A 17,385-nucleotide genomic window follows, 5' to 3' on the forward strand; every position below is an offset into this window, starting at 1 on the left:
CCTGCCTGGTGGGTTCAAGAACCCACCCTACGCCGCGGCCCACCCAATGAGTATTCGCTCCAGCTGCTCCAGATTCGCCGGCTTGACCAGGTGATGATCAAACCCCGCGCCTTTCGACAGCGTGAAGTCGTGCGCCTGGCCGTAGCCGGTGAGGGCAATCAGCAGCGCGTCGCGGCTGCCGGGCCGCTGGCGCAGTGCGCGCGCCAGCTGGTAGCCGTCGATGCGCGGCAGCCCGATGTCGAGGACGTACACGTCCGCGTTCGCGGCGTCGGTGGCTGGCCCGCTATCCGCCAGCAAAGCCTCGGCGTCGTCGAACAGCCTCACCGTGTGCCCCTGCGCTTCGAGCGCGGCGGCCAGCGAGGCGCCGGCGTCGCGGTTGTCGTCGACCACGGTGATGCGCAGCGGCCGTCCGGCGCCGGCCGGCGGCAGGGCGTTACCGCCGGCCGCAGGGTCGGCAACCGGCGCCGCGATCGTCGGCAACGTGATCGTGAACACGCTGCCTTGTCCCTGTCCCTCGCTGTCGGCCGTCACGGCGCCGCCATGCAGCCCGGCGATGCTCTTCACCAGCGTCAGCCCCAATCCGAGCCCGCCCTGGGCCCGGTCCGGCGTGCGTTCGCCCTGGGTGAACAGATCGAACACATGCGGCAGCAAACCGGGCGGGATGCCGCTGCCGTTGTCCGTCACCGACATCGCCGCCTGCCCATCCTGCACCAGCAGGGCCACGCGCAGGCTGCCGTGCTGCTGGGTGTACTTGGCGGCGTTGTTCAGCAAATTCGACACCGCCTGCACCAGGCGCGTGCGGTCGCCGGACACGAATACCGGCGCATCCGGCAAATCCACCGCCAGCGCATGGTGGCGCGCCTCGATCAGCGGGCGTACCTGTTCGACGGCGCTGTCGACCACCGCGCGCAGTTCCACCGGCTCGCGTTCCATCTGCACCAGCCCGCGCGTGACGCGCGACACGTCTAGCAGATCGTCGACCAGCTCCGTCATGTGGCGCACCTGGCGCTCGATGATCTCGCCGGCGCGCAGCGCGTAGGCGGCGTCGCCCTGGCGCAGGCGCAGCACCTGGGCGGCGGTGCTGATCGGCGCCAGCGGATTGCGCAGTTCATGCGCCAGCATGGCCAGGAAATCGTCCTTGCGCTGGTTCGCCAGGCGCAGGGCGTGCTCGGCCATCTTCTGGTCGTCGATGTCGGTGCAGGTGCCCATCCAGCGCACGATGGCGCCGCTGTCGTCGCGCACCGGCAGCGCGCGCCCCAGCACCCAGCGGTAGTTGCCGTGGCGGTCGCGCAGGCGGTACTGGATCTCGTAGGTGTCGCCCGTGGCTAGGCTGTGGCGCCAGGCGCGCCAGGCGCGGTCGCGGTCGTCGGGGTGGAACACGTCGGCCCAGTGCACGCCGTCGGTGCTGCCCGGGACCATGCCGGTGAACTCGTACCAGGGGTCGTTGTAATAGTCGTGGAAGCCGTCGGGCAGGGTCGACCACACCATCTGCGGCATGGCGTTGGCGATGGTGCGGAACATGGCTTCGCTGGCGGCCAGGGCGATCTCGGTGCGCAGGCGCTGGCTGGCGGTATGGGTGCGCTCGGCCACTTCGCGCATCAGGGCCAGGTCTTGCGCCGACCAGTCGCGCGGGCCGGCGGCGTTCACGAAGATCAGCGCCGCCAGCTGGTCGTCCTCGACCACCGGCAGGTCGACAAAGGCGGTCGCGCTCAGGGCCGCCAGCGATTCGGCCGCTTCCTGGGTGCGCGGGTCGGCGCCGGCATCGCGGATCACCACCGGGCGGTTGGCGCGCAGCTCGTCGATGAAATTGCCGAACTGGCGCAGGTCGATGGCGCCGGCCAGGCTCTCGACGCCCTCGGCGCACCAGTCGCGGTCGATGTGCACGGTGTCGCCGGCGGCGCCGATCAGGCCGAAGCCGGCGCGGCTGGCGCCCAGGGTCTCGCCCAGGATGCGCGCGGCGCAATAGGTAATGTCCTCGGGCGTGCGCAAGTCGCGCAGGGCGTCGGTCAGGCGCGCCAGGGCATCGCGCCGCCGTTCGCCGAGCACGCGCTCGGTAACGTCGGAACCGAGCACCAGCACGCCGCCGACCTCGCTGGAACGGCCGCGCACCGGCTGGAACACGAAGTCGACGTAGCGTTCGACGGTGGGGCCGCCAGGGACCGCCTGTACCACATAGCGGGCGCCGTTGGCCGCGTAGGGCAGGCCTTCGCGGTAGACCTGGTCGAGGATGTGGACGTAGCCCTGGGTGGCGGCGTCGTCCAGCGCCTCGGCGATGGGCCGGCCGACGATGTCGCGCGCGCCGACCAGGCGCTGGTAGCCGGGGTTGACGAATTCCACCTGGTGCGTGGGTCCGTGCAGCAGGGCCATGCACATCGGCGCCTCCTGGAATAGCGCGGCGAACTGGCGCCTGCTCTGGTAATCCTGATCGTGATCGTCGGCCTGGGTCATGCGCTCGTTTGTGATGCGGGAAGTGGGAAAAGCGTGTGCAAGTGGGATTCCTGGAACTGAGGCGTCATGATACCGCCTGCGCGCCGCTTGCGTGCGACCGGCAAGCGGCAAGATCATTACAATCGCTCATCCAACCACAAGCGGGGCAGTGACCATGGAATGGCTATCCGATCCGAATATCTGGGTGGGTTTCCTGACCCTCGTCGTGCTCGAGATCGTCCTCGGCATCGACAACCTGATTTTCATTGCCATCCTGGCCGAAAAGCTGCCGCCGCACCAGCGCGACAAGGCGCGCCTGCTGGGCCTGGGCCTGGCGATGCTGATGCGCCTGGGGCTCCTGACCATGATCTCCTGGATCGTGTCGCTGACCGAGCCCTTGTTCACGATGGGCAGCCTGAGTTTTTCAGGCCGCGACCTGATCCTGCTGCTGGGCGGCCTGTTCTTGCTGTTCAAGGCGACGGTGGAACTGCACGAGCGGGTCGAAGGCAAGACCCATGCGCAGGCCGGCCCGGTGGAGTTTGCCGCCTTCGGCGTGGTGGTGGCGCAGATCATCGCGCTCGACGCCGTGTTCTCGCTCGACTCGGTGATCACGGCGGTCGGCATGGTCGACGAACTCGGCGTCATGATGGCGGCGGTGGTGGTGTCGATGGGCGTGATGCTGTTCGCCTCGAAGCCGCTGACACGCTTCGTGAACGCCCACCCGACCGTGGTGGTGCTGTGCCTGAGCTTCCTGCTGATGATCGGCCTGTCGCTGATCGCCGAGGGCTTCGGCTTCCATATTCCGAAGAGCTACCTGTACGCGGCGATCGGCTTCTCGGTGCTGATCGAGGCGCTGAACCAGCTGGCGCACCGCAACTTCGCGAAACACCAGTCGCACCTGCCGCTGCGCGAACGCACCGCCGATGCCGTGCTGCGCCTGCTCGGCGCGACGCCGGGCGCGGCGGCGGGCGGCACGGCCGACGCCAAGGACGCGCTGCAGGAAGACGCCTTCGAGCCGGAAGAGCGCAACATGGTCAGCGGCGTGCTCAGCCTGTCGCAGCGCTCGATCCGCTCGATCATGACGAACCGCTCCGACATCTCCTGGATCGACCTGGAAGCCGACGCCGCCACCATCCGCACCCAGCTGCTCGACACGCCGCACGGCTTCTTTCCGGTCTGCCGCGGTGAGCTCGACGACATCGTCGGCGTGGCGCGCGCGAAAGACCTGATGGCGGACCTGACCCATGCCGGGCAAGTCGACCCGGCCCATGTGCGCCCGCCGATCATCGTGCCCGACGCCAGCGGCGTGCTGCAGGTGATGGACACGCTGAAGCGCTCGCATGGCCAGGTGGTCCTGATCGCCGACGAATACGGCACCATCCAGGGCCTGGTGACGCCGATCGACATCCTGGAAGCGATCGCCGGCGAATTCCCCGACGAGGACGAACTGCCGGTGGTGCGCGTGGAGGGACAAGACCGCTGGCGCGTGGACGGCAGCGCCGATCTGCACTACCTGGAGCAGGTGCTGGGCACCGACGCGCTGGTGAGCGAGAACGACGACTACACCTCGCTGGCCGGCTTCATGCTGGAGCGTTTCGGCACGCTGCCGGAAGTGGGGCAGGCGGTGGAACTCGACAAGCTGCGCTTCGAAGTGGCCGAGGTGCTGGACCGGCGCATCGCCACGGTGCTGGTGACGCGCAGCGCGCCGGCGGTGCGCCAGGCGCGCGGCGCCTGAGCATGACCCCAGACTTCGCCGATACCGTTTTCCGCGCCTTGCCTTGCCAGGGGGAGGCGGTATCTCGTGCGCCCCGGGTCAGACCGGAATCGTCGAGGTGCCGCCGGCCACCGAGCCGTAGTTCTGCAGGTCCTTGAACGGCAGGCGGCGCTCGTTCAGTGCGGCCAGGATGGCGGCCAGTTGCTCGTCGTCCGGCGAGATGTAGACGATCACCTGGTCGACTTCGTTGTCCCAGTAGGGAGTGTAGGGTACGCCGGTTTCCGGCATGACCTTGGCGACGAAGCTGCCGTCCTGCAGTTCGGCGAAGACGGTGACGAGGAAGGCGGAAGTGGTGCTGTTGTTGACGGTGAGGTCCATGTTGCTCCAATGATGGTTGACGAATGGGCAGGCCGGCGCACGCAGCCGACGGCGCCAGCTTGTGCAGACCATCTTCCGCGTAATCGGACCCGGGCGGCGCAGCTTTGCCGCTCGTCAATTTGGCGTGTCGACGCGGCCTGCCTGCGCGGCGTCAGCGATGCAGCGTCAGCGCATTCGCGCGCAGGTATTCGTCGAGCGCGCCGACCGAAGGCGTGCCGGCGGCCAGGCCGACATAGGTGTCGGGCCGCAGCAGGTAGATGGCGTCGCGCGCCAGGCCGGCGTGCGCGCAGGCGTCGGTCCATGGGAACTGGCGCAGCGGCACGCGCTGGTAATCGCACCATTGCATCAGCTCGGGCCGCGCCTGCCCGTACACGTGGGCTTGCCAGCCGGGTTTCGGCAAGGGCGCGTAGTTATCCTGCGCCGTACCCCCTTCCTCGAATCTCACCCAGGGCAGGCGGTCGCCGCCGTGGGTCTTGCCGGCCGTGCCCGCGTTCAGCGGCGCGTGGCGGTAGTGGATCACCGTCTGCGAAATCGTGCGGAAGAAATACTCGCGCGTCAGCGGCAGCCTGGCCAGCAAAGGCAGCAAACGCGGCGCCACACCGGTGCGCACGATCTCGGCAATCGGCCCGTCGGCGGTGATGAAGCTGAACACGCGGTCGGTGGTGTCGACCAGGCGCCGCGCAAAGGGCAGGCGTTCGGCCTCGTAGCTGTCGAGCAGGGCGTCGGGCGCGCGGCCTTGCACCACGGCGGCCAGCTTCCAGGCCAGGTTGATGGCGTCGCCGATGCCGGTGTTCATGCCCTGGCCGCCGGCCGGACTGTGGATGTGGCCGGCGTCGCCCACCAGAAAGGCGCGCCCGCGGCGGAAGCGCTCGGCCACGCGGTGGTGCACGCGGTAGGTCGAGAACCAGTTCAGCTTATGCACGCTGATCATCAGATTGTCGATGGCGCGCCCGCTGACGTCGGCAAAGCTCAGCGTCTCGGCATGGTCGGCGCGCTCGTCGCGCACGGTGCCGACCAGGCGCCCGGCGCCACGCGGCGCCATGGCGAACACGGCCAGGATGTCGGACTCGTCGAGATCGATGTTCAGCTCGCCGTTCAGGGCCGGACTTTCGCCCTCGATATCGGCGACGTAGAACACCTGGCGGTAGGTGCCGCCGGGGAAGCCGGCGCCGATGATCTCGCGCACCTTCGAGCGCGCGCCGTCGCAGCCGACGATGTAGCGCGCCTCGCACTGCTCCTCGTTGCCGGCGGCGTTGCGCAGCTGGGCCACCACGGCGTCGCCGTCCTCGCGGAAGCCTTCCAGCGTGCATTGCCGCTCGACCTGCACGCCGGCCTCCTGCAGGCGCGCGCACAGCATGCGCTCGTGCCTGTCCTGCGGGTAGATCTGCAGGAAAGGGTAGGGCGTGACGCCGGCGCCGATCGCGCCGAGTTCGATGCGCGCCTTGTGCTCGCCCTCGGCCCAGACATTGAAGGCCTCGACCGCGTAGCCGTTGTCGAGCACGGGCAGCGCCAGGTCGAGCTGGCGGTAGAGTTCCAGGGTGCGCGCCTGCACCGCCAGCGCGCGCGAGGTGGTGCCGGGACCGGCGGCGGCGTCGACGATGCGCACGTCGACGCCCATCCGGTTCAGCCACAGCGCCAGCACCAGGCCGCTGGGGCCGGCGCCGACGATCAATACCTGGGATTGGGTCATGGCAATCTCCCTCGGGAACGTCCGCCTGCGCGCCGGCGACATGCCGGCTCTTCATCAACTTAGACCCGCCGCCACTGCACTTGAGTTCCCGCGAGCGTGCACCGAAGCTTGACGACACCATGCTACCCTCGGCCCGGGACCAGGGCAATGGAGGCAAGCCGTGACGACGGATGGTTCGACAAACAAAGCGCAAGCAGGCATCGCCCGCATCGGCGTGCTCACCGGCGGCGGCGACGCGCCCGGCCTGAACGCGGTCATCCGCTCGGTGGTGCTGGCCGCCCTCGGGCGCGGCTGGGAATGCCACGGCATCCGCGACGGCTTCAACGGCCTGCTGGCGCCCGATACCTGCGCCGGCGAGCCGGTCCGGCGCCTGACAAGCGAAGACGTGCACGCGATCGGCCACCTCGGCGGCACCATCCTCGGCAGCACCAACCGCGGCAGCCCCTTGCGCTATCCGACCCGCCAGCCCGACGGCAGCCTGGCGGAACAGGACCGCACCGGCGATGTCGTGCGCCTGTGCCGCGAACGCGGGTTTGACGCCCTGGTCGTGATCGGCGGCGACGGCTCGATGGGGATTGCCGACGCCCTGCACCGGCGCGGATTGCGCGTGGTCGGCGTGCCGAAGACCATCGACAACGACCTGGCCCACACCTTTTCCACCTTCGGCTTCGACACCGCGGTCGGCTTCGCCACCGAATGCATCGACCGCCTGCACACGACGGCGCACAGCCAGCACCGCGTGATGGTGGTCGAGGTGATGGGCCGCTATGCCGGCTGGATCGCCCTGCATGCGGGCATCGCCGGCGGCGCCCACGCGATCCTGATCCCGGAGCTTCCCTACGACCTGGCCAGCGTGGCCCAGGCCATCGCACGGCGCGAACGGAGCGGCCACCGCCATTCGGTGGTCGTGGTGGCCGAGGGCGCCCAGGCGCTGGCTGGCGTGCGCAGCGTGCAGGCCCGGGCCGAAGTCGGACGCGCCGAACGCCTGGGTGGCATCGGCGCCCAGGTGGAGGCCGAGCTGGCGCGCCTGAGCGGCAAGGAATGCCGCACGGTCGTGCTCGGCCACCTGCTGCGCGGCGGCAGTCCTTCGGCGTTCGACCGCGTCTGCGCCTCGCGCTTCGGCGCGGCCGCCGTGCGCGCGCTGGCCGATGGGAAGGGCGGCGTCATGGTCGCGCTCGGCTGGCAGGCGATCGATCTGGTGCCGCTGGCCCAGGTGGCCGGACGCACCAAGACCGTGCAGGTGAGCGGCGATACGGTCGCCACTGCCCGCGAATTGGGCATTTCCTTCGGTGATTGACCGAAAAACAAGCATAAAGATACTTCACGTTAATACTTTTATACTTTTGTAATCCCTGTCTTACACTGTGGAAGCACGCATGCCGATTCACCCTGAATAGCCCAACCGGGATAATTCTGGTAATCAATCAACAAGAATCGGACCTGCAATCCATGACGCCTTCGTACGTTACCGATGTTCCTGAAGTCGCCCGCGCCAGCACCGCCACCCACCCGGTGGCCACGCCCGCGAAGGACCTGTATTTCGCCCTCCAGGCCGACCCGCTGGGCAATGCCCGCGCCGCCGAAGACTTCCTGCGCACGCAGATCGCCGCCGTGCAAGCCATTCCGGCCGACCTGCCGCCCACGCTGGCCCAGCTGCCCGAATGGATCCAGGCCCGCACCGACGCCGTCGGCCTCGAATACCGCGACTACCTGAATGCGCGCAAGGCCGGCGCCCCGCGCCGTTATTTCGGCAACCGTGCCCATGCCCTGAACTTCCTGAAGGCCGCCGCGCCGACCAAGCTGGTCGACGGCGCCTGGCTGTATGGCATGCTGCGTCACTGGAACAACCCGGACTTCCACCCGCTCATCAAGACCTATCTCGAAGAGCTGGGCGAAGGCGTGCCGGACAAGAACCACGTCACCATCTACCGCAAGCTGCTGGCCACCCACGGCTGCGACGGCTGGGAGCACCTGAGCGACAACCACTTCCTGCAAGGCGCGATCCAGCTGGCCCTGGGCCATAGCGGCGACCGCTTCCTGCCCGAAGTCATCGGCTACAACCTCGGTTACGAGCAGCTGCCGCTGCACCTGCTGATCACGTCCTACGAACTGAACGAATTCGGCATCGATCCGTATTACTTCACGCTGCACGTGACGGTCGACAACGCCGCCACCGGCCATGCCCAGAAAGCCGTGCAGGCCCTGGTCGATTTGATGCCGCGCGTCGGCGACCGCGCCGAGTTCTATCGCCGCGTGCTCGACGGCTACCGCCTGAACGAACTCGGCGCCAGCACGAATTCCGTGATCGCCGACTTCGATCTGCAGGACGAACTGATCGACATCCTGGTGCAGAAAGCCGTCACCGGCAAGAACATGCACTCCGACTACTGCCGCGTGGCCGGCCGTTCGGTGAACGACTGGCTGGCGGTGCCCGAGCAGGTGCCCGGCTTCCTGGGCGCCCTGGAAAGCGCCGGCTGGATCAAGCGTGGCGAAGACGTGGAAAACAGCCGCTTCTGGCGCCTGATCCACGGCGAGCGTGCCGAGATGTTCGGCGTGTTCAGCGCCTACGAGCAGCAGGTGCTGAAGGACTGGATCCTGACCGCGCCGGATGGCCGCGAAGGCGCGAAAGAGCCGCGCATGCTGACCCACCGCGCGCGCCAGCGCACCATGGACAACCTGAGCCAGCACCAGGACCGCAGCAGCAGCTACCCCGAGCGCGGCCTGATCCGCCGCCGCGCCGGCCGCGACCTCGAGACCGACAACGAACTGGCCCTGCTCGAACAGCAGGTGGCCGACGCTGCCGGCAAGGTCGAAGCGATGGCCTTGCTGGGCGAGCTGATGTCGCCGGCCCACCACCACAGCGCGGCCGGCCTGATGGCCACGCGCATGTACACCAAGCTGCTCGACATTTGAAGCTTGCGACGTTTCCGGCAGCCGGTGCGCCCACTGGGAGTGCACCGGCTGTCTCCGTATCAGCGCCGTACCCGTAACACCCAAATCAATTAGACAAAGAACGATAGGGACATCCTCGTGCACATCCTCGAACAACGTTTCCTGCGTGGCCCCAACCTCCACGCCGATACCCCCTGCCTGCTGAGCGTCATCGACCTGGAAGACCTGTACGGCGTTTCCTCGAAAGACATCCCCGGCTTCAACGAGGCGCTGCTCGCCATGCTGCCCTCGCTGCACGGCCAGCTGCTGCCGACCGGCCAGCCCGGCGGCTTCGCCCAGCGCCTGCGCGCCGGCACCTACCTGGCGCGCGTGGTCGAACACGTCACGCTGACCCTGCAATCGATGGCCGGCCCGACCGTCGTATATGGCCGCACCCGCCCGAGCGCCGGCCGTCCCGGCCAGTTCCGCATCGTCGTCCAGTACGCCATCGAGAAGCTGGCCGAGCCATCGTTCCAGCTGGCGGTCGACCTGGTTACCGCGCTGGCGCTTGGTGAGGAGTTCGATATCGACGCCCGCCTGAAGGAACTGCGTTCGATCGGTTCGCGCTACGCGATCGGCACCAGCACTGCGGCGGTGCTGGCCGCGGCCCACGAGCGCGGCATCCCGACCTCGCGCATCACCGAGGACGCCAATCTGTTCCAGCTCGGCTGGGGCTCGAAGCAGAAGCGCCTGCAGGCCACCACCACCGGCGACACCAGCTATGTCGCCGTGAAGATCGCCAGCGACAAGCAGCTGACGAAAGCCCTGCTGCAGGAAGCCGGCGTGCCGGTGCCGGAAGGCGCCACCGTCACCACGGTCGAGGAAGCCCAGCGCGTCGCGCGCCGCGTCGGCAAACCGGTCGCCATCAAGCCGCTCGACGGCAACCAGGGCAAGGGTGTGACCACCAACTGCGCCACGCCGGAAGAGGTGGCCAAGGCCTTCGAATTCGCGCGCCAGTACGGCCGCAAGATCATCGTCGAACGTTTCGTGGAAGGCCGCGACTACCGCGTGCTGGTGGCCGGCGGACGGATCGCCGCCGCCTCGTTCCGCCGCCCGGCCCACGTGATCGGCGACGGCGTCAGCACCATCATCGAGCTGGTCGAGATCGAGAACCAGAACCCGGCGCGCGGCAGCGGCCACAGCAACGTGCTGACCCGGCTCGCGCTCGACGCCCACGCCGAAGACATGCTGCGCCGCCAGGGCTACGTGCCGGACGCGGTGCCGGCGGCCGGCGTCTGCGTCGAACTGCGCAGCAACGCGAATCTCTCCACCGGCGGCACCGCCGAGGACGTGACCGATACGCTGCCGGAATCCACGCGCGCCTTGTGCGTACGCGCCGCCAACAAGATCGGCCTCGACGTGGCCGGCATCGACATCGTGTGCCAGGACATCTCGGTGCTGCTCGACGAGCAGGGCGGCGCCGTCATCGAAGTCAATGCCGCGCCGGGCATCCGCATGCACCAGCACCCGAGCAAGGGCGAGCCGCGCGACGCCGGCGAAGCCATCGTCGACGGCCTGATGGGACCATCGAACGGGCGCATTCCCGTGGTCGCCGTGACCGGCACCAACGGCAAGACCACGACCACGCTGATGATCGCCCACGCCGCGCGCGTGGCGGGACTCGGCACCGGCGTGACCACCACCGAGGGCGTGTTCGTCAACGGCAAGCGCCTGGTGAAGGGCGACTGCACCGGCTACTGGTCGGCACGCACCGTGCTGTCGGCGCCGGACGTCGACTTCGCCGTGCTGGAAACGGCGCGCGGCGGCATCCTGAAGCGCGGCCTGGCGTTTGATCAGTGCGACGTCGGCGTGGTGCTGAACGTCTCGCCGGACCACCTTGGCCTGGACGGCGTCGAGACCATCGAGGACCTGGCGCAGGTGAAGGCGGTGGTGGCCTCGTCGGCTTCGCGCGCGGTGGTGCTGAACGCCGAGGATGCGCTGTGCGTGTCGATGGTGCGCCGCGCGAAACCGGGCGCCGAGGTCGTGTTCTTCTCGATGGAGCCGGAGAATCCGATCCTGCTCAAGCACATCGAGGACGGCGGGCGCGGCACCTATTTCCAGGACAACGCGATCGTGATCGCCGACGGCAGCCGCCAGCAGGAACTGATGCGCGTCGAGAGCATGCCCTCGAGCTACGGCGGCCGTGCGCGCTACAACATCGCGAATGCGCTGTCGGCCGCAGCGGCGCTGATGGCCTCGGGCTTCTCGAACACGCAGATCGCGGCCGGCCTGTCGACCTTCGTTTCGGACAGCAAGACCAATCCGCTGCGCACCAACGTGTTCGACGTGCGCGGCGTGACCGTGATCGTCGATTATGCGCACAACGCTGCGGCCTATGCGGCGCTGGCCGAGATGGCGCGCGCGCTGCTGCCGGGGCAGCTGGTCGGCATCGTCACCGCGCCGGGCGACCGCCGCGACAGCGATTTGATCCAGATCGGCGAGGTGTGTGGAGAAGGTTTCGACGAGCTGGTGGTGTACGAGTCGCAGAGCCGCGGCCGTCCGGTGGGCGGGGCGGTGGACTTGATCATCCAGGGCGCCGAGAACGTGGTCGGGCCATCGGATACCCTGCACCGCGAGATCGAAGTGGACAAGGCGATCCGCTACGGCCTGAGCCTGTGCACGGCGGGCGATGTGCTGGTGTTTGCCTGCGGCTCGTCGTTGCAGGTGTTCATCGATGCGCTGCGGGTGGATGATCCGGAGAGTGCGGATCGGATCACGGCGCAGACTGCGTAATCTCTCCGGTTTCGTATAAAAAAGGCTCCAGGAATGGAGTCTTTTGTTTTTGTAGGGTGGACCGGGCCACGAAAGGCACGTGTGTCCACGCGGTCGCCCCGGTGAGCAGCCCTACAATTGGGAGCGGACGAGGTAGTCGAGCAATCCAACGGTCTTCGGTAGTATCGCCTAGGAACGATCGATGAGACAGCGTGGACACAGGTGTCCACCCTACGCATTGGTGGGGACGAGTCCCCACCCAACAACAGCCGACATGCGCGCCACGCGTAGGGTGGGGACTCGTCCCCACCACAACACGCCCGAACACTTCCGTCACGCCCGCGCGGCCAAAAAAAAGCGGCCCCGCAGGGCCGCCACCACACTCAAAGTTTTACGATCACACCGCTTCCGCCGCGATCCGTTGCGCGATTTCCGGCCTGGTCGGCCGCAGCGCCTCGGTCAGTTCCGAGATCGACGAGCCGCAGCCGAACACCAGCACGTCGCCCGGCTGGCACATTGCCAGGCCGGCGCGGATCGCCTTGTGCACGTCCAGTTCGCACTGCAGGCCGTCGCTGGCGATGCGGCCCAGGCGCGCGCCCTGCACCAGCAGTTCGGCGACGCTGCCGGCGGCACGGCCACGGTTCTCGGTCTCGTACACGACCAGTTCGTCGAAGCCGGCGGCGCAGGTGCGGCCGATGTCGACCAGGTCGGCGTCGCGGCGGTCGCCCGGCGCGGCGACCACGCCCACCACCCGGCCCGGCGTCATCGCGCGCGCGGTCTCGGCCAGCGCCGCGTAGGCCGCGCAGTTGTGCGCGTAATCGACGATCACGGTCACGCCGTCCACGTCGAACAGATTCGAACGCAGCGGATTGTGCTTGCTGTCGGAGACGAAGCTGCGCATGCCGTCCGCGATCTCGGCGTTGCCGAAGCCGCTCGCCGCCAGGGCCGCGGTGGCCGCCAGCGCATTCGCGATGTTGTAGCGCGCGCAGCCGTTCAGCGACACCGGCATCTGGCGCACGTCGACCAGCGCTTCGTGGCGCGCGCCGGTGGCCAGCACCATCGTATTGTCTTCCAGGTACACGCCGCGTCCGCCCGCCTCCAGGTGACGCAGCAGCACCGGAGTGTCCGCGTCCAGCGCGAAGTACAGCACCTCGACGTCGGCGGCCAGGTCCTGCGCCATCGCGACGCAGTAATCGTCCTCGGCATTCAGCACCACGGCGCGCGAGGCGCGCTGGGCCACCACGGCCTTCACTTTCGCCAGCTCCTCGACGGTGTCGACGCCGTCCAGGCCCAGGTGGTCGCTCGAGATGTTCAGCACCACGGAGACATCACACTTGTCGTAGGCCAGGCCGCGCTTCAGGATGCCGCCGCGCGCCGTTTCCAGCACCGCGAAATCGACTTCCGGCGAAGTGAGCAGGGCGCGTGCCGAGCGGTAGCCGGTGCAGTCTCCTTCCATGATGCGCTGGCCGTCGATGTAGACGCCCTCGGTGGTGGTGACGCCGGTGCGCTGACCTGTCAGGCGTGCGGTGTGGGCGATCAGCAGCGAGGTGGTGGTCTTGCCGTTGGTGCCGGTGACGGCCACGGTCGGGATGCGGCCGTCGTCCTGGCCGAACAAGGCCTCGACGATGGCGGCGCCGGCGTCGCGCGGGGTGCCGCGGCTCGGGTACTGGTGCATGCGGATGCCGGGAGCGGCATTCACTTCGATGATGCCGCCTTTCTGTTCGCGCAGCGGCTGCGCGATGTCCTGGCAGATCACGTCGATGCCGGCCACGTCCAGGCCGATGGTGCGCGCGGCGCGGATGCAGATGTCGCGCGTTTCTTCCGGCAGCAAATCGGTCACGTCCTCGGCGGTGCCGCCGGTCGACAAATTGGCGTTGCCGCGCAAATCGACCGATACGCCGGCCGGCAGCACGGAATCGAACCCATGGCCCTGTTTTGCCAGGATGGCCTCGGCCAGGGCGTCCATCGGGATCCTGGTGAGGATGTTGGTGTGGCCTTCGCCGCGCGCCGGGTTCAGGTTCTCGAGCTCGACCAGTTCGCGCACGGTGGACTTGCCGTCGCCCGTCACGCAGGGCGGACGGCGCCACGAGGCGGCGGCGATCTTGTTACCGGTGACGAGCACGCGGTAGTCACGGCCTTGCAGGTATTCCTCGACGATCACGTGGCGGCTGTACTTGCGCGCATGCTCGAAGGCGCGCTCGACCTCCTCCGGCGTGCTGCAGATCGTGGTCACGCCCTTGCCCTGGTTGGCGTCGAGCGGCTTGATGGTGGCCGGGCCGTCGAGGCGGCGCGCGACGCGCTGCGCTTCCGCTAGCGAGGTCACGGTGGCGCCGGCCGGCACCGGGCAGCCGGCCTGGTCCAGCAGGATCTTGGTCAGCTGCTTGTCGCTGGCGATGCCGACCGCGATGGAGTTGGTGGCGCCGGTGATGGTCGCCTGCAGGCGCTTCTGGCGGCTGCCCCAGCCCAGCTGGAACAAATTCGCTTCGTCGGTGATGCGCAGGCTCGGGATGCCGCGCCGTTCGGCAGCGGAGACCACCGCGCCGGTGCTGGTGCCGATGGCATAGTCTTCGGCGATCTCGTGCAGTTCGGCCACGGCAGCGGGGAGGTCGAATGCCTGTTCGGCCTGCAGGGCCGCGATCAGGTCCAGCGCCACGTTCAGGGCGGCGCCCGCCACCTGCTCGGTGCGATAGCCGCAGACGGCACGGCGCGCGTGCGCGTTGCGGGCGACATCCAGGGTCTGGCTGAAGGCGGCCGGCGCGCCGGACAGGCGCTGCAATTCCATGACGACCGGTTCGACGGCGTCGGCGGCGCAGGTCAATGCGGCCAGGCGCGCCGAGGCTTCGGGGCTCAGGCCCGGCAGCAGGGCGACCAGGCGCGCCACCAGCCCTGGGGCGGCTTCGACGCCCGCGGTGTCGATGACGGCCATCAGGCACGGCGTTGCGCTGTACAGGTTGGGGCCGCGCAGGAAGCGTTTTTCGATGATTCTCATGAGATCGTGGTCCGTTTCGTTACATTTTCAAGAAATTCTCGCAGCGAGCGCGGCATCGGCTTGGCTTCCTCGCCGTCTTCGGGCAGGGTGTAGCTGCTGCCGGCGGGCAGCAGGTGCAGGCGCACGTCGATCAGTTCCGGCGTGTCGCGCTCGCGGATGTCGGCCATGTTGGTGAGCATGGTGCGGCCGTCGACCACGGTGACCGAGCCTTCGCCCAGCACCTCGATGCCGCGTCCGCGCTCGACCACCAGGGCCGTGTCCTCGTCGATGCCGATGCCCATCAAATACGGGTTCTGGGCCACCGCCGACAGCAGGCGCGCCAGGCGCTGGCGCTCCGAAAAGTGCTGGTCGATGACGACCTTGTGCAGGAAGCCGAGGCCGGCGCCCATGTGCACGGCGCCCTTTTCGGGCAGCAGGTCGGTCTTGCCCTGGGTGAGCATGTGGCCCGACATCGCCGAGGCGCCGGCGCTGGTGCCGCCGATGCAGGCGCCGCGCACCTTCAGGGCAGTGTGCATCTCGGCGTCCAGTGCGGTGCCGCCGATGATCGCCATCAGGCGCTTCTGGTCGCCGCCGGTCATGAAGATGCCGTCGGCCTCGGCCACCATGCGCACCTTTTCCTCGTCGTTGGCGTCCTGGCGCGACGCCAGTTCCAGGTGGGCGCGCTGCTGCACGCCGAGGTCGGCGAAGGCCTGGTCATAGATTTCCCACATGTTGTCGGCGATCCGGCTGGCGGCCGTGATCACGACGATGCGCGCGTTGGCGCCGCCGGAAAGTTCGACGAAGCGGGTCAGGATTTCCTTGCGGTGCTCGCGGTCTTCGTGGCCGCCGATGATGACCAGGTGGCCGTGCTGTGCTGTCTGATGCGGTTCAGTCTTCATTTAGTCTTCGATCCTCGCAGTTGGCATATCCTTGTTGCTGCATGCGCCGGCCTCGGTTCTGGTCACGGCGATCAGGCCGATGTCGACGTCCTTGTCGAACAGGTCGATGCCGCGCTGCAGCGCCTGCCGCAGCGGCATGCCGGATTCGATCCAGCCGTAGACGGTGCGCGCCAGCATGTGGCGCACGATGTGCTCGCCGATGCCGGTGGCGGCGACCGCGCCGTGCGTGCCGGCATAGAAGCCGGCGCCGACAATCGCGGTGTCGCCCACGCGGCCCAGCAGCGAGGGCGCCGAGCCGCCGGTGGAGCCGGCCACGGCGAAGTGGCCGTCGGGGGCGCGCACCACGGCGCCCACGGTGTCGCAGGCTTTCGAGGGCGGCAGTTGCAGCGGTGTCTTGTAGTTCCAGAAGCGGTCGAACAGGCGGTTGCCGAGGCCGGGCATGACCGGCACCGAGCCGGCCAGTTCGGTCAACACCTGGCGGTGTTTCTCGCGCTGTTCTTCAGAAATAGGTTTGGCGTTCGGCAGGCCGATGGCGCGCGCAAAGCGTTCCGCGCCTTCGCCGGCCAGCAGCACGTGCGGCGTGTCGGAGATGGCGCGCGCCAGCAGCACCGGGTTGCGCACGTCGCGCACGGCGGCGACCGCGCCCAGGCGCCCGCGCGTATCCATGATCGAGGCGTCCATCTCGACCGTGGAGCCGTCCAGGCACAGCACCGAGCCGGTGCCGGCATTGAAGCGTTCGTCTTCCTCGAAGACGACGACGGCGGCAATCGCTGCTTCGAGGGCGTCGCCGGTCGCCAGGAAACGGGCGTGGCCATCCTTGGCAGCGCGCTCGGCGCCGTCGGTCAGGTCCAGGGATTCGCCGGCGCCGCCATGGGTGACGATGGCGAAGCCTGGCTGTTTGTTCTGCATGGTGCGTCTTCCTCTGTTTTCTTGTGTTGCCCTCGCGCTCGTGACGGATGGCATATCTAGTCGAGGATTATGCAAAATGGGATAGATAAAACCTATCGGTAGCGCAGCCGTGTCGATGTAAGAAGAAACTTACAACGAAGACAACACCTCGCCGCCGGGTCAGGCGCGGCGCATGGCGAGCTTCAGCTCGCGCGCCACCTGGGACCGGATCGCGTCCGAGACATAGGCGCCGACACACACGCGCCGGCCGTGGGACTCGAGTTCGATCAGCTTGCGCTCGCGTAGCGCAGGCGGGCGGATGCGGGTCCAGTAGGGATCGAGGCGGATCTCTTCGCGCCGCCCGGCATCGACCCGTTCGATCAGCAGGCAGGCCTCGGTGAGGACGATGGTCTCGACATCGAGGGCGTGACGCGCGTAATACAGGAGGGCCGCGCCCACCGCCGTCATCTCGACCAGGGTAAAGGCCAGCACCATCCAGACACCCTGCAGCAGGAAGACCAGGGCGATGGCGAAGGAGGCGCTGCACAGCAGCGCATACACCCCCGCCGACTGGCCCGGCGTCAGCGAGCAATTGCGCTTGAGTGTCCAGCGGTGCGCCACGGTGCTCATCGGGTCTCCTCGGGATTGCTGCAATTATAGGCAGAAGGAGGAGGAGGGTGGCGCGGGCCTGGGCGTCGCCGCACCGCAACGGCCAGGCGCCGGCAGTGCCCGCTTTGGCCCATCGTCTGGTAGAATACCGCCCCTTCAAAGAAAGGCA

The 17,385-nt window shown here is 68.2% G+C and carries 11 protein-coding genes; 4 read left to right on the top strand and 7 right to left on the bottom strand.

From position 1 onward, the window contains the following. Window positions 1-27: 27 nt before the first annotated feature. Entirely contained in the window at window positions 28-2,448 is a 2,421-nt protein-coding gene (locus tag QPK31_RS12505; protein WP_290423260.1) for an ATP-binding protein, read from the bottom strand. Window positions 2,449-2,602: 154 nt separating this feature from the next. On the opposite strand from QPK31_RS12505, the gene QPK31_RS12510 reads away from it, so the two are divergent. Continuing rightward, complete coding sequence (locus QPK31_RS12510; RefSeq protein WP_290423261.1) at window positions 2,603-4,162, top strand: TerC family protein; 1,560 nt, start codon at window positions 2,603-2,605, stop codon at window positions 4,160-4,162. A gap of 78 nt (window positions 4,163-4,240) precedes the next feature. On the opposite strand, the gene QPK31_RS12515 is transcribed toward QPK31_RS12510, so the two are convergent. Together QPK31_RS12515 and QPK31_RS12520 are read right to left on the bottom strand one after the other, a co-directional pair. Next, a complete protein-coding gene (locus QPK31_RS12515; protein WP_290423262.1) occupies window positions 4,241-4,519 on the bottom strand; it encodes a hypothetical protein in 279 nt (92 codons plus the stop codon). Window positions 4,520-4,670: 151 nt separating this feature from the next. Further along, entirely contained in the window at window positions 4,671-6,209 is a 1,539-nt protein-coding gene (locus QPK31_RS12520) for an FAD-dependent monooxygenase (protein WP_290423263.1), read from the bottom strand. Between the two features lie 160 nt (window positions 6,210-6,369). Here QPK31_RS12520 and QPK31_RS12525 point away from each other — a divergent pair, with 160 nt between their 5' ends. The 3 genes from QPK31_RS12525 to cphA (QPK31_RS12535) all read left to right on the top strand — a co-directional run bounded on the left by QPK31_RS12525 (window position 6,370) and on the right by cphA (QPK31_RS12535) (window position 11,873). Continuing rightward, window positions 6,370-7,506 (top strand): ATP-dependent 6-phosphofructokinase, encoded by a 1,137-nt coding sequence (locus tag QPK31_RS12525; RefSeq protein WP_290423264.1) that lies wholly within the window; start codon window positions 6,370-6,372, stop codon window positions 7,504-7,506. A gap of 152 nt (window positions 7,507-7,658) precedes the next feature. Next, window positions 7,659-9,122 (top strand): iron-containing redox enzyme family protein, encoded by a 1,464-nt coding sequence (locus QPK31_RS12530; RefSeq protein WP_290423265.1) that lies wholly within the window; start codon window positions 7,659-7,661, stop codon window positions 9,120-9,122. A gap of 117 nt (window positions 9,123-9,239) precedes the next feature. Beyond that, window positions 9,240-11,873, top strand: a complete 2,634-nt coding sequence (gene cphA, locus QPK31_RS12535) for a cyanophycin synthetase (RefSeq protein WP_290423266.1) — start codon at window positions 9,240-9,242, stop codon at window positions 11,871-11,873. 376 nt (window positions 11,874-12,249) lie between these two features. Here the strand turns inward: cphA (QPK31_RS12535) and cphA (QPK31_RS12540) are convergent, their stop codons facing one another. From cphA (QPK31_RS12540) to QPK31_RS12555, 4 genes are all read right to left on the bottom strand, one after another. Beyond that, window positions 12,250-14,841, bottom strand: a complete 2,592-nt coding sequence (gene cphA / locus QPK31_RS12540; protein WP_290423267.1) for a cyanophycin synthetase — start codon at window positions 14,839-14,841, stop codon at window positions 12,250-12,252. Next, window positions 14,838-15,719 (bottom strand): cyanophycinase, encoded by an 882-nt coding sequence (locus QPK31_RS12545; RefSeq protein ID WP_290423268.1) that lies wholly within the window; start codon window positions 15,717-15,719, stop codon window positions 14,838-14,840. Before QPK31_RS12545 ends, cphA (QPK31_RS12540) begins: the two co-directional genes overlap by 4 nt. Further along, window positions 15,720-16,628: an isoaspartyl peptidase/L-asparaginase gene (locus tag QPK31_RS12550; RefSeq protein ID WP_290423269.1), complete on the bottom strand. Its 909-nt coding sequence runs from the start codon at window positions 16,626-16,628 to the stop codon at window positions 15,720-15,722. Between the two features lie 159 nt (window positions 16,629-16,787). Then, window positions 16,788-17,237 (bottom strand): DUF2244 domain-containing protein, encoded by a 450-nt coding sequence (locus QPK31_RS12555; protein ID WP_290423270.1) that lies wholly within the window; start codon window positions 17,235-17,237, stop codon window positions 16,788-16,790. Window positions 17,238-17,385: the final 148 nt, after the last annotated feature.

The sequence above is a fragment of the Massilia sp. YIM B02769 genome (assembly GCF_030411995.1).
Taxonomy (GTDB): domain Bacteria; phylum Pseudomonadota; class Gammaproteobacteria; order Burkholderiales; family Burkholderiaceae_D; genus Telluria.

What these genes read in the sequence shown, in the direction of transcription:
- QPK31_RS12505 (WP_290423260.1), bottom strand. Translation starts at nt 2,448, where the DNA reads ATGACCCAGGCCGACGATCACGATCAGGATTACCAGAGCAGGCGCCAG.
- QPK31_RS12510 (WP_290423261.1), top strand. Translation starts at nt 2,603, where the DNA reads ATGGAATGGCTATCCGATCCGAATATCTGGGTGGGTTTCCTGACCCTC.
- QPK31_RS12515 (WP_290423262.1), bottom strand. Translation starts at nt 4,519, where the DNA reads ATGGACCTCACCGTCAACAACAGCACCACTTCCGCCTTCCTCGTCACC.
- QPK31_RS12520 (WP_290423263.1), bottom strand. Translation starts at nt 6,209, where the DNA reads ATGACCCAATCCCAGGTATTGATCGTCGGCGCCGGCCCCAGCGGCCTG.
- QPK31_RS12530 (WP_290423265.1), top strand. Translation starts at nt 7,659, where the DNA reads ATGACGCCTTCGTACGTTACCGATGTTCCTGAAGTCGCCCGCGCCAGC.
- cphA (WP_290423267.1), bottom strand. Translation starts at nt 14,841, where the DNA reads ATGAGAATCATCGAAAAACGCTTCCTGCGCGGCCCCAACCTGTACAGC.
- QPK31_RS12545 (WP_290423268.1), bottom strand. Translation starts at nt 15,719, where the DNA reads ATGAAGACTGAACCGCATCAGACAGCACAGCACGGCCACCTGGTCATC.
- QPK31_RS12550 (WP_290423269.1), bottom strand. Translation starts at nt 16,628, where the DNA reads ATGCAGAACAAACAGCCAGGCTTCGCCATCGTCACCCATGGCGGCGCC.
- QPK31_RS12555 (WP_290423270.1), bottom strand. Translation starts at nt 17,237, where the DNA reads ATGAGCACCGTGGCGCACCGCTGGACACTCAAGCGCAATTGCTCGCTG.